Source organism: Pseudomonas sp. MF08875, from assembly GCF_059862525.1.
In genome coordinates this window covers 53384-66306 of sequence record NZ_JCBCUW010000001.1, presented here as the reverse complement: position 1 = coordinate 66306, position 12923 = coordinate 53384, and the positions used below count along the sequence as shown (strand labels likewise).

Genomic DNA, 12923 nt, shown 5'->3' with positions numbered 1-12923 from the left:
ACAACGCGGACTACACGAGCGAGCTAAAAGGTATTATTCTTTCTGCACATTTTTCCAGTCATTTATTATGCGAAAAAAGAATGAAGATAGATGATCTCAACGCGTTCGTTGCCGTGATCCGCTGCCAGACCATCAGCCAGGCTGCCGATTCCCTGCAACTGACCCAGCCGGCCATCACCCGCCGCGTGCAGAACTTCGAGGAAGCCCTGGGGGTGGAGTTGCTCGACCGCAACACCAAGCCCCTCAAACCCACCAGCATGGGGCTGCGGGTGTACGCCCAATGCCTGGAAGTGCTGCGTGCCATCGACGCCTTGAGCGAACTGGTGGCCAGCGACGGCGCGCCCAGCGGCGCCTTGCGCATCGGCGTGCCGCAAACCATCGGCGATGTGGTGCTGCTCGATGCCCTCAGCCAGCTCAAGACCCTCTACCCGCAACTGCACACCTCGGTCGCCACGGGCTGGGGCAGCCACTTGCTGGGCAAGGTCGAAAACGGCGAACTGGACGTGGTGGCGGCACTGTTCCCGGCTGGCAAGGTATTCCCCGAAGGCGTGGTGGGGCGCTCCCTGGGCAGCATGAATCTGGTGGTGGTTGCGGCCAAAGGCGAGGTGCGCAAGCGCAGCTACAAACTGGCCGACTGCTACCAGCGCGGCTGGGTGCTCAACCCCGACGGCTGCGGCTTTCGCGCCGGCCTGCAACGGGCCTTGAGCGCCCAGGGGCTGTCGTTGCAGATCAACCTGGAAACCTTCGGCACCGAACTGCAACTGGGCCTGATCGCCAACGGCCTGGGCTTTGGCCTGGTGCCCCTGCCGCTTTTGGAGAACAGCAGTCACCGCGACAAACTCGACATCGTTCCGGTGGCGGATTTCAAACCGGTGATCGACCTGTGGCTGATCCACCCGCGCTTTTTGGGCAACCTGCAAGAGCCGGTGGGCCTGTTCGGCGAAATGGTTGCGGCGCGGGTGGGCAAGCACTGACAAAAGAGGGGGCTGTTGCGGGGGCTGCCTTGGCGGACTGCTTGCAAAAAACCGCACTCCCCTCAGTTGTGTCGTTCCCCCTGCCGCCAGGCCGCCATCGCGGGCAAGGCCCGCTCCCACAGATGCGCGCCTCTATGTCTTGTTGGTTCGCATAATAGAATCTAATGTTGATGCGCAATTTCTATATTAGGTTAGAACCAAAGCGAATTTCACGGACGTTTTTTATGTAGTTAGGATGGGGCTCACTGCGCTGAATCAAGGACGTTGCCATGCCCGCGCCCCTCGTTGCTGCCTCTTTCGCCCGTTGCACCCGCATCGCCCATTGGCGCGGCTGGCGCGAGGGTGGGGCGCGGTTGCTCAGCCCCTTGCTGCTGTTGCTGGCCTGGGAAGTGGCCGCGCGCACCGGGCTGTTGCCGCCACGGGTGCTGGCCGCGCCGAGTGCCATTGGCGGCACCTTGTGGCAGATGCTCGCCAGTGGCGAGTTGGGCGGCCACTTGCTGGTGTCGTTGCGCCGCGCCCTCAGTGGCCTGGCGATTGGCGTGGGCTGCGGCACGCTGCTGGCGCTGCTGGCCGGGTTGTCGCGCCGCGGTGAGCTGGTGGTCGATTCGCCCATGCAGATGCTGCGCACCCTGCCGTTTTTGGCCATCGTGCCGCTGTTCATCCTCTGGTTCGGCGTGGGCGAGACGCCCAAGATCGCCCTGATTGCCCTGGGCACCACTTTCCCGATTTACCTGACCCTGTTTTCCGGCATCCGCAGCCTCGACCCCAAATTGTTGGAGGCGGCGCACTTGCTCGGCCTTTCGCGCGGGGAGCAGATCATCCATGTGGTGCTGCCCGGCGCCTTGCCGGCGTTTTTCGTTGGCCTGCGCTATGCCTTCGGCATCAGTTGGCTGGGCCTGGTGGTGGTCGAGCAGATCAACGCCAACGCCGGTATCGGTTACCTGGTCAACGATGCGCGGGACTTCATGCGCACCGACGTCATTGTCATCTGCCTGCTGATCTACAGCGTGCTGGGCCTGGCTATCGACAGCCTGGTGCGTGTGCTCGAACGCTTCGCCCTGGCCTGGCGGCCGACCTTTATCAGGACCTGACCATGAGCGTGCCCCTAAACCCCATCCCCCGCGCCGCCGTCGAGTGCCGCCGCGTGACCCGGCGTTTCGCCGGCCAAGCCGTGCTCGATGGGCTGGACCTGGACATCGCCCCCGGCGAATTCGTCGCCCTGTTGGGCAGCAGCGGGTCGGGCAAGACCACCCTGCTGCGCGCCCTTGCCGGGCTGGACGCGGTGGACGAAGGCCAGTTGCGCGTGCCCCAGGCGTTGGCGGCGGTGTTCCAGGAGCCGCGCCTGATGCCCTGGAAGCGCGCCTGGCGCAACGTCGCCCTCGGGGTGCGCGGTGGCGAGGCCAAGGCGCGGGCGCTGGCGGCCCTGGCCGAAGTGGGCTTGCAGCACCGCCTTAATGCCTGGCCCGCCACCTTGTCTGGCGGCGAGGCCCAGCGCGTGGCCCTGGCCCGGGCGCTGGTGCGCGAGCCGCAGTTGCTGTTGCTCGATGAGCCGTTCGCCGCGTTGGACGCCCTGACCCGCATCCGCATGCATCAACTGATTATCAGCCTGTGGCGCGCCCACACCCCGGCGGTGCTGCTGGTCACCCATGACGTCGACGAAGCGCTGCTGCTGGCCGACCGCGTGGTGGTGCTGGCCCATGGGCGCATCGCCGAACACATGCCGATCCGTTTGCCGCGCCCGCGCCAGGTCGCCCACCCGGGTTTCCAGGCCTTGCGCGAACGTTTGCTGAGCCTGCTGGGGGTGGCCACCGACCACCCGCCCGCAGCCTTGCACCCCCAGCCCCTGAGCAGGACCGCCCACCCATGAGTGCATCCACCGTACAGCGCCCGCAACCGCCCCTGGCCGACCTCGACGGCCCGGCCTTCGCCGATGTGCTGGCCACCCTGAGTCGCGAATTCGCCGCCAGTGCCGCCCACTACGATTGCCACAGCGCCTTCCCCCACGCCAACCTGCAACGCCTGCACGAGCATGGCCTGCTGGCGCTGACCGTGCCCCGGCGCCTGGGCGGCAGCGGCGCCACCCTCGACCAGGCGCGGCGGGTTATCAGCGCCGTGGCCCGGGGCGAGCCGTCCACCGCCCTGGTGCTGGTGATGCAATACCTGCAACACAGCCGCTTGCAGCACAACCATGCCTGGCCGCTGCACCTGCGCGAACAACTGGCCCACGAGGCGGTGCACGATGGCGCGCTGATAAACGCCCTGCGGGTCGAGCCCGACCTCGGCACCCCGGCCCGTGGCGGTTTGCCCGCCACCGTGGCGCGGCGGGTGGAGGGCGGCTGGCGCCTGAGCGGGCGCAAGATCTACTCCACCGGCATCCCCGGCCTGACCTGGCTGTCGGTGTGGGCGCGCAGCGACGAGGCCGAGCCCCGCGTCGGCACTTGGCTGGTGCACCGCAACACCCCCGGCATCGTTGTCGAAGAGACCTGGGATCACCTGGGCATGCGCGCCACCGGCAGCCACGACGTGGTGTTCGACGAGGTGTTCGTGCCCCTGGAATACGCCGTCGATATCCAACCGGCCCATGTGCCGCGCCCCAGCGAGTTGGACAGCGATGGCCTGCTGTGGCTCGCCGTGTTGCTCTCGGCGATCTACGACGGCGTAGCCCGTGCCGCCCGCGATTGGCTGGTGGGTTGGCTGGCCGAACGGGTGCCGGCCAACCTCGGCGCGCCGCTGTCGAGCCTGCCGCGTTTTCATGAACTGCTGGGGCGCATCGACGCGCTGCTGCTGGCCAACCGCGTGCTGCTGGAGGCCGCCGCCCAAGGCCGGGTCGCCGCCAGCGAAGCGACGCAAATCAAATACCTGGTCACCAGCAACGCCATCAGCGCCGTCGAGTTGGGCATCGAAGCCATCGGCAACCCTGGGCTGGCGCGGGGCAACCCGATCGAGCGGCATTACCGCGACGTGCTGTGCAGCCGCATCCATACCCCACAAAACGACGCCATCCTTGGCGCCGTGGGCCGCGCCGCGTTCGCCTTGCCCAGCCGTGGGGGGCAGGCATGAGCCGCGTCGCCAGCCAACTGGGCGCCGCGTTCAACCAGCAACTGCGCCAGTGGCTGCCGGGAATACAGGTGCTGGAGGTGCCCCGGGGCTTGCCCCGCCCGTTGCCGGCGGATGTGCGGGTGCTGCTGGCCGCGCCCCATGGCGAGTGGCTCGAGGCAGCGGGGCCGCCAGCGGGTTGGCCCTTTGCCCTGGAGTTGGTGCAACTGGTGACCTCGGGCCTGGATTTTTTCCCGCCGTGGCTGTTTCGCAGCGTGGCGGTGGCCAGCGCCCGGGGCACCAGCGCGGCGACCCTGGCCGAGTTCGCCCTGGCGACAATTTTCGCCGCCGCCAAGCAGCTACCGCAGGTGTGGATCGACGGCCCGCAGCACTGGCAGCAAAGCCCCTTGGCTTCAGTCAGCGGCAGCACCCTGGGGTTGTTCGGCTTTGGCCGTATCGCCCAGGCGCTGGCGCCCAAGGCCCAGGCCCTGGGCATGCAGGTGCTTGCCCTGCGTCACAGCGCCCAGCCCTTCGAGGTGCCGGGGGTAGAGGGGGTGGCGGATGTGCATGAACTCTTCGCCCGCGCCGATCACCTGCTGCTGGCGGCGCCGCTTACCGAGCGCACGCGGCACGTCATCGGCCCTTCGGTGCTGGCCTCGGCCAAGCCCGGCCTGCACTTGATAAACCTCGCGCGCGGGGCGCTGATCGACCAAGCAGCGCTGCTCCAGGCCCTGGACAGCGGGCGCATTGCCCTGGCCAGCCTGGACGTCAGCGACCCCGAACCGTTGCCCGCCGGGCACCCGCTCTACCGCCACCCCCGGGTGCGGCTGTCGCCCCACACCTCGGCCAATTGCCCCGAGGTGTACCGCCAGATCGCCCTGCTGCTGGGGCGCAACCTCGCGCACCTGGCCCATGGCCGCGCCCTGGAAAATGCCGTGTCCATTGCCATTGAGGAAGCACAGCCATGACCGCACCTCTTCGCCCGGCGGTGTACGACCTGCCGCGCCAAGGCCACACCGTGGCGCGCTGGGAACACCCGCCGCAACAGCCCACCGCCGCCCTTGAACGCCTGGCGCGCAAGCAGAGCCTGGCGGCGGCGTTCCGTGTGTTCGCCCGCCAGGGCTTCGACATGGGGGGCGCCGGCCATATCACCGTGCGCGACCCGCAGTGGCCGGACCATTTCTGGGTCAACCCGGTGGGCGTTTACTTTGGCCACTTGCGGGTGTCGGACCTGCTGCTGGTCAACCCTCACGGCGAAATCGTCGAAGGCGAGGGCGCGTTGAACCTGGCGGCGTTCGCCATCCACGCCGCCCTGCATGAGGCGCGCCCCGATGTGGTGGCCGCCGCCCATGCCCATTCGTTGCATGGCAAGGCCTGGTCGAGCCTGGGGCGCCTGCTCGACCCACTGACCCAGGACGCCTGCGCCTTCTACGAAAAACACGCGCTGTTCGACCACTTCAGCGGCGTCGTGCTGCAGGCCAGCGAAGGCGCGCGCATCGCCCAGGTGCTGGCCGGGCACCACGCGCTGATCCTGCAAAACCATGGCCTGCTCACCGTGGGGCAAACCGTGGAAGCGGCGGCGTGGCGCTTTATCGCCCTGGACAACGCCGCCCACACGCAATTGCTTGCGGAAGCGGCGGGCACGCCCCGGCCAATTCCCCATGCGGTGGCGCAGCACACGGCGCGCCAGGTGGGTACCGAGTTCGGTGGCTGGTTCAGCTTTCAACCCTATCGCCAGCAAATCCTGCGCAGCGAAGCGGACTTTCTCGATTAAGGATCAGCGCCATGCAACGTCGTCGTTTTCTGCAATGGGCCGGTGTCGCCGGGTTGGCCGCCGGCCTGCCGCGCCTGGGCCTGGCCGCGCCGGACTTGGCGGGGGTCACCCTCAACGTCGCCACCTATAAAGGCGCGGCACCGACCTTCTTCCCCGAGGCCGGCATCGGCGCGGCGCCGTACCGGGTCAAGTACGCCGAATTCACTGGCGGTAACCTCAGCTTCGAGGCGTTGGTCAGCGGCACCCTGGACCTGTCGCCCATGAGCGAGATCCCGCCGATCTTCGGCATCAAGAACCACGCGCCGGTGAAGCTGATCGCGGTACTCACCGGCGACGTCAACAACCAGGCCTTCGTGGTGCCCAAGGGCTCGGCGGTGCAGTCGGTGGCCCAGCTCAAGGGCCTGCGGGTGGGTTACATCCGTTCCACCAGTTCCCACTACTTTCTGCTCAAGGCCCTCAAGGAACAGGGCTTGAGCTTTGCCGACATCGTGCCCATGGCTCTGACCCCGCAGGACGGCTTCGCCGCACTGCAAAACGGTGCGTTGGATGCCTGGGTGACCTTCGGCTACTTCATCCAACTGGCCGAACTGCGCAGCGGCGCGCGCGTGCTCAAGACCGGCCAGGGCTACCTGTCGGGCAACTACGTGATCGCCGCCAACCAGGCCAGCATCGCTGACCCGCTCAAACACGCGGCCATCACCGATTACGTGCTGCGCGAGTACCGCGCCTGGCAATGGATCGCTGCCCACCCCGAAGAATGGGCGAGCAAAAGCGCGAAAGTCCTCGGCATGCCCCGCGAGGTGTTCCTCGCCCAATACCGCGCGCAAAGCGGCCCGCGCCTGCTGCAACCGGTGGATGACGCGGCCATCGCCTCGCAGCAGGACGTGGCGGATTTGTTTTTCGAAGCGGGGGTGCTGCCCAACAAGCTGGATGTGTCGGGGTTGTGGGACCGCAGCTTTCGCTGGGGCTGACCACTGCCGTGAAATCCTGTAGGCGCCTGGTTTGCCAGCAATGGCGGTTCTAAGGGCGCCATCGCTGGCAGTCAGGCTCCTGCAAGGCAATGTGCTGTGCCCACAGCATCCCATTCACCCAGGAGGGCATTGCATGCCTTTAGCCCGCAGTACCCTTGCCTTGCTTTGCCTGTTCAGCCCCGCACTTTGGGCGCAGGAGCCGGCGCTGCAACTGCACCAACGCCTGACCGTGCTTGACAGCCACCTCGACACTCCCATGCAACTGGCGCGGCCGGGCTGGGATATCGCCCAGCGCCATCGCTATGGCGATGACCTGTCCCAGGTCGACCTGCCGCGCATGCGCGAGGGAGGCCTGGATGGCGGTTTTTGGGCGGTGTTCACCCCCCAGGGGCCGTTGACCGCCGAGGGCCGCACCCTGGCCAGCGAGCACGGCTTGGCGGTTATCACGCGTATCCGCGACATGATCGCCGCTCACCCCCAGGAGTTCGCCCTGGCCCTGGCCGCCGAGGATGTGCCCGCCATCGTCGCCCGTGGCCAGCGGGTGGTGTTTATCAGCCTGGAAAACGCCGAACCCCTGGCCGCCGACCCCACGCGGCTGGCCACTTACCAGCGCCTGGGCCTGCGCATGCTGGGGCTGGTGCACTCGGCCAACAACAGCTTCGCCGACTCGGCCACGGCATTGGCGCACTGGCACGGCTTGAGCCCGGCCGGGCGTGAGTTGGTGCAAGAGGCCAATCGCCTGGGGATTGTGCTGGACGTGTCCCACGCCTCGGACGCGGTGTTCGACCAGGTGCTGGCCCTGTCCACGGCCCCGATCATCGCTTCCCATTCCAGCAGCCGCGCCGTCACCGCCCACCCGCGCAACCTCGACGATGGCCGCTTGCGCGCCTTGGCGGCGAAGGGCGGGGTGGTGCAGGTCAACGCCTTTGCCAGCGACTTGCTCGACAACCCGCCCGCCCCGGCGCGCAACAAGGCCCTGGCGCCGCTGTACCGCGAGTTCCGGTTGGCGGCCAGCATGGCCCCGGCCGAGGTGGCCGACCTGGCGGCGCGCATCCGCGCGGTCGAGGCGCAATACCCAGAGCGCCGCGCCACCCTGGACGACTTCATGGCCCACTTGCTGCACATCCTCGATGTCGTCGGCCCCGACCACGTTGGCATCGGCGCCGACTGGGACGGCGGTGGCGGGGTGCAGGGCCTGGAGGACGTAACGCAACTGCCGCGCATTACCGAACGCTTGTTGGCGGCGGGCTATGGCGAGGCAGACCTGGCGAAGATCTGGGGCGCCAATTTGCTGCGGGTCGTGGCCGAGGCGGCGGCGCGCGCGGCTCATGCAAACAACGCAGAATAATCCGCTGTAAATATGAAACTAATTAATATTTGCATATGCTTAAAATGTATTTCTCTTATTAAATAACGCCCCCTAGGATGGCTTCCCATAGACCCAAGTTGCTGAACGCAGCGCCGGGCTATAACCGAATGCACTATCCATCCGCCAGGCAGGGAGCGCTTGCATGCCGTTGACCAGAAGACAATTGATCGCCCGTGTGGCCGCCGTGGGCGGCTTGCAGGCCGCTTCGGCGGTAATGGGTTTGCTGGGGGTCAATGGCGCGGCCCTGGCCGCAGCGGAAAACTACGCCTCCCTGCCCACCGCCAGTGTGGGTAAGGGCGCCAGTGTGGTGGTGATCGGCGCCGGCATCGGTGGCCTGGTCAGCGCTTATGAACTGCAAAAGGCCGGGTTCAACGTCACCCTGCTCGAAGCCCGCGACCGGGTGGGCGGGCGCAACTGGACGGTGCGCGGCGGCGACCGGGTGGCCTACACCGACGGCAGCGCCCAGGTCGCCCAGTTCGATGATGGCTTTTACCTCAACGCCGGCCCCGGGCGCATCCCCAGCCACCACCAATTGATGCTCGGCTACTGCCGCGAACTGGGGGTGGAGCTGGAAGTGCTGGTCAACACCAGCCGCAATGCCCTGGTGCGCCCGGACCTGAGCCAGCCGCCAATCCAGATCCGCCAAGCGGTGAACGACAGCCGTGGGCATTTTTCCGAATTGCTGGCCAAAGCCGTCAACCGCAACGCCCTGGACCAGGAGTTGAGCGCCGCCGACCGCAGCCACCTGCTGAGCTTCCTGAAAACCTGGGGCGATTTGTCCGACAAGCTTCAATACCTGGGCTCGGCCCGCTCCGGCTACAAAGTCTGGCCCGGCGCCGGCGATCAACGGGCGCAGAAGAACGACCCGCTGCCCCTGCAAACCCTGCTCAACCCGGCCCTGACCACGGCGCTGATGATCGACGAATACCCGGAATTCTCTCCCACTATGTTCCAACCCGTGGGCGGCATGGACCGCATCCCCAAGGCCTTCGCCCAACGCCTGCAAGGGGTGGTGCGCCTGGGTGCCGAGGTGCGCTCGCTGCATAACCACGCCGATTTTGTTGAGGTCGGCTACCGCGACCTGAAAAGCGGCAGCGAGCAGCGCATCCGCGCCGATTACGTGATTAGCGCTTTGCCCCTGCCGCTGCTGGCCAAGGTCGACAGCAACCTCAGCGCACCGGTGCGCAAGGCCCTTGGCGCGGTGCAGTTCGGCTACGCGAATAAAGTGGCCTGGCAGGCGCCGCGCTTTTGGGAACGCGACTACCAGATCTACGGCGGCCTGTCGTTCATCAACCAGGAAGCCTCCGGGCTGTGGTACCCCAGCGGCGGTTTCAACCAGGCTCAGGGCGTGTTGGTGGCGGCGTACAACAACGGCGAAACCGCGCGCAAATTCGGCGAAAAGAGCCTGGCCGAGCAGATCGAGATTTCCCGCCAGGCCGTGGAGCTGCTGCACCCCGGCCACGCCCGGGAGCTGGGCAAACCCCTGGCGGTGGCCTGGAGCAAAATTCCTTATGCCCTAGGCCCGTGGCTCAACCATGAAGTGGCCGAGCCCGACTACAGCCTGCTCAACCAGGCCCAGGGCCGGGTGTACCTGACCAGCGATGGCCTGGCCCACAGCGGCATCGGTATCTGGCAGGAATCCGCCGCCGCCGCGGCGCGGCGCGTGGTGCGCCAGTTGTTCGAGCGCTCGCAAGCCTCGCCCGTCAAGCAAACGGCCTGAAAAAGCCGCGCTTTCATTCACATAGCGACATTGATACGCCAGGTAGCGGACCTCCGAGGCTGGCCATAAAAAACCTTGGAGTGCCTGTACATGTCTTTGAACAAAACCGTAGTGGGGATGGGGATCCTGTTGGCCGCCAGCAGCGCCTGGGCCGCGGGGATTGAACGCGTGCCCTCGACTTACCCGAACTCGCCGATCCTGCAATCGGTGACCTTGCCCGCCAACACCGAGGTCACCTACCTCTCCGGCCTGCTGCCCGACCCGGTGGACGCCAAGGCGCCCAAGGACCAGGTGCGCGCCGCCGGCAACACCGAGGCCCAGGCCCGGGTGGTGCTGCGCAAGGTGGAAACGGTGCTGGCCAGCCAGGGCTTGAAACTGGCGGATGTGGTGCAACTGCGGGTGTACCTGGTGGGCGACCCGGCCCTGGGCGGCAAGCTGGATTTCGAGGGCCTGCAAGTGGCCTTTCGCGAGTTTTTCGGCAACGCCCAACAACCGCTGAAACCGGCGCGCACCACGGTGCAAGTGGCGGGGCTGGTATTGCCCGGCGCCCTGATCGAAATCGAAGCCGTTGCCGCCAAGGCCCCTTGAACGCTGCCAGAAAAGGATTCCCGCCATGCCTTCACACTTCTCTAAAACCCTGTTCGGCGCGGGCCTGGGCCTGCTCTGGGCCAGCCCCGCACCGTTTGTTTTCGCCGCCGACCAGGCCCTGGGCACGGTGGTGGTCACCGGGGTGCGCGGCAGCCAGCAGCGCACCGTCACCGACAGCCCGGCGCCCATCGATGTGATCGACAGCGAGCAACTGCGCACCATCGGCCAGAACGGCCTCAAGGAAATGCTCGCGCGCCTGTTGCCGTCCTTTAACGTGCCTACCATCAACGGTGGCGGCACGGCGTTTCTGGTGCGCGGGGTGAGCATGCGTGGCCTGAGCGGCGACCAGGTGCTGGTGCTGATTAACGGCAAGCGCCGCCACAACTCGGCGCTGATAAACAACGGCGCGCGGGTGGGCAACGCCTCGGTGCCGGTGGACCTGGACCTGATCCCCACCGCCTCCATCGAGCGCATCGAAGTACTGCGCGACGGCGCGGCGGCGCAGTACGGTTCGGACGCGATCGCCGGGGTCATCAACATCATCCTCAAGCGCAACGCCGAAGGCCTGAGCGCCGACACCACCCTGGGCCAGTATTACGATGGCGACGGCACCACCGGCCACGAAGCGATCAACTGGGGCACGGGGCTGGGGGAAAACGGCGGGTTTTTCAACCTGTCCTTCGACGGTAAGGTGCAAGAGCCTTACGAGCGTTCCGCCGCCGCTGATGGCCAGTTGTACTTCAAGCAACCCGACGGCTCCCCCGACCCGCGGGAAAACAACCGCCAGGGCTGGGGCGGCGAATATGGCCTGGGCCGCGACCGCACCGCCAGCGTGGCTTACAACGCCGAACTGCCGTTGCAGGGCGACCTCAAGCTGTACTCCTTTTCCACCCTCAGCTACCGCAACAGCAACAAGGACCTGGGCCACCGCAAACCCACCGACATCACCAGCCTGGCCGGCGTGCCGAACGCACCGTACCCCAATGGCGGCCAGGCGCGGCGCGAGATCCACGAGACCGATTTCCAGATCGCCGGCGGCGCCAAAGGCCTGTTGGCCGAGTGGGGCTGGGACCTGAGCAGCACCTACGGCAAAGACCGCGCCGTGCTCGACACCGCCAACAACCTGAACATCTCCAACGGCCCCTACGGCCAGCACGACTTCCACCTGGGCAACCTGATTTTCGACCAGTGGACCAATAACCTGGATTTCAGCCGCGCCCTCGATATCGGCTGGAGCAGCCCGCTGGAAACCGCGTTCGGCCTGGAATACCGCTGGGAAAAATACGCCCTCGAAGCCGGCGAGGAAAATGCCTACAACTACGGCAGCTATGTGCCGGATGTGGGCAAATTCGCCGGGGTGCACCCCGACCCGGGGCTGTTCTCGGTCAACGGCACCACGCCTGAGGACGCCTACGACCTACAGCGCCACAGCGAAGCGGCCTACGTCGACCTGGGCCTGAACATCACCCCCAACTGGTATGTCGGCGCCGCCGGGCGCTACGAGAAGTACAACCAGGGCGTGGGCGACACCACCAGCGGCAAACTCACCACCCGCTATGAATTCAGCCCCGGCTACGCGGTGCGGGCGGCGGTGAGCAATGGCTTTCGCGCGCCGTCCCTGGCCCAGAGCGTGTTTTCCACCACCAGCACCGTCACCCAGTTCGGCGCCAACGGCACCACCAGTTCGGTGCGCACCAAGCAGATGCGCCCCGATTCACCGGAAGCCATCGCCCTCGGCGCCCGCGACCTGGAGCCGGAAACTTCGCGCAACTACAGCCTGGGCTTCACCGCCGAACCCATCGAACGCCTGCGCCTGACGGCCGACTTCTACCTGATCGACATCGACAAGCGCATCCTGCAAACCGGCATCCTCAAGGGCTCGGCGGTGTCGCAGATCCTTGTCGAAAACGGCCTCTCGCCCAACCTCGCCGGGCAGTACTACACCAACGCCGCCGACACCCGCACCAAGGGTGTGGACCTGGTGCTGGACTACCGCCAGTCCCTGGGCCAGTACGGCGAAGCGAAATGGAGCGTGGCCTACAACCGCAACAAAACCAGCATCCGCGACCTGGCCGATACCCCGGCGCAACTGGCGCGCCTGGGCTCGGGTTACGTGCTGTTCGACCGCCAGCAGCAGATCGACCTGACCGAATCCACGCCCAAGGACAAGTGGATCCTGTCCACTAACTACAAGGTCGGCGACTGGACCACCAACCTGCAACTGACCCGCTTTGGCGAATACACCGAAGGCTCCAATATCCCGGCCAACGACCGCACCTACAGCGCCAAGTGGATCACCGACATAGACGTGGCCTACGACGTCACCCAGAACCTCACCGTGGCCCTGGGCGCCAACAACCTGTTCGACGAGTACCCGGACAAAATCGGCCTCAAGGCCTGGGCCGGCACCTACGAATACGGCATGTTCTCGCCCTACGGCTTGGGCGGCGGCTACTACTACAGCCGCGTCAGCCTGGCGTTCTGATTGATG

11 protein-coding genes are annotated in these 12923 nt (G+C 66.5%); all 11 read left to right on the top strand.

Annotated features, from left to right (window positions below; translation table 11 throughout):
• The first annotated feature begins 80 nt into the window (after positions 1–80).
• The 11 genes from AC19YT_RS00345 (at position 81) to AC19YT_RS00295 (ending at position 12917) form a co-directional block, all read left to right on the top strand.
• Positions 81–974, top strand: a complete 894-nt coding sequence (locus AC19YT_RS00345; RefSeq protein ID WP_095107085.1) for a LysR family transcriptional regulator — start codon at positions 81–83, stop codon at positions 972–974.
• A 269-nt stretch (positions 975–1243) separates the two neighbouring features.
• Positions 1244–2065 carry an ABC transporter permease gene (locus AC19YT_RS00340; RefSeq protein WP_095107087.1) on the top strand — a complete coding sequence of 274 codons (822 nt, stop codon included), beginning with the start codon at positions 1244–1246 and terminating at the stop codon, positions 2063–2065.
• A gap of 2 nt (positions 2066–2067) precedes the next feature.
• The gene (locus AC19YT_RS00335; protein ID WP_095107089.1) at positions 2068–2841 is read left to right on the top strand and encodes an ABC transporter ATP-binding protein; all 774 of its coding nucleotides are present in this window, start codon (positions 2068–2070) and stop codon (positions 2839–2841) included.
• The gene (locus tag AC19YT_RS00330; RefSeq protein WP_500609525.1) at positions 2838–4034 is read left to right on the top strand and encodes an acyl-CoA dehydrogenase family protein; all 1197 of its coding nucleotides are present in this window, start codon (positions 2838–2840) and stop codon (positions 4032–4034) included. The genes AC19YT_RS00335 and AC19YT_RS00330 overlap by 4 nt, the downstream gene beginning before the upstream one ends.
• Positions 4031–4978, top strand: coding sequence for a D-isomer specific 2-hydroxyacid dehydrogenase family protein (locus AC19YT_RS00325; protein WP_500609524.1), 948 nt, complete (start codon positions 4031–4033; stop codon positions 4976–4978). Before AC19YT_RS00330 ends, AC19YT_RS00325 begins: the two co-directional genes overlap by 4 nt.
• Positions 4975–5784, top strand: a complete 810-nt coding sequence (locus AC19YT_RS00320; protein WP_095107094.1) for a class II aldolase/adducin family protein — start codon at positions 4975–4977, stop codon at positions 5782–5784. Before AC19YT_RS00325 ends, AC19YT_RS00320 begins: the two co-directional genes overlap by 4 nt.
• Positions 5785–5795: 11 nt before the next feature.
• Positions 5796–6755, top strand: a complete 960-nt coding sequence (locus tag AC19YT_RS00315; protein ID WP_095107096.1) for an ABC transporter substrate-binding protein — start codon at positions 5796–5798, stop codon at positions 6753–6755.
• 133 nt (positions 6756–6888) lie between these two features.
• Positions 6889–8103: a dipeptidase gene (locus AC19YT_RS00310; protein WP_095107098.1), complete on the top strand. Its 1215-nt coding sequence runs from the start codon at positions 6889–6891 to the stop codon at positions 8101–8103.
• 163 nt (positions 8104–8266) lie between these two features.
• A complete protein-coding gene (locus AC19YT_RS00305; RefSeq protein ID WP_095107100.1) occupies positions 8267–9844 on the top strand; it encodes a flavin monoamine oxidase family protein in 1578 nt (525 codons plus the stop codon).
• A 90-nt stretch (positions 9845–9934) separates the two neighbouring features.
• Positions 9935–10432: a RidA family protein gene (locus tag AC19YT_RS00300; protein WP_095107102.1), complete on the top strand. Its 498-nt coding sequence runs from the start codon at positions 9935–9937 to the stop codon at positions 10430–10432.
• A 25-nt stretch (positions 10433–10457) separates the two neighbouring features.
• Positions 10458–12917, top strand: coding sequence for a TonB-dependent receptor plug domain-containing protein (locus tag AC19YT_RS00295; protein WP_500609523.1), 2460 nt, complete (start codon positions 10458–10460; stop codon positions 12915–12917).
• Positions 12918–12923: the final 6 nt, after the last annotated feature.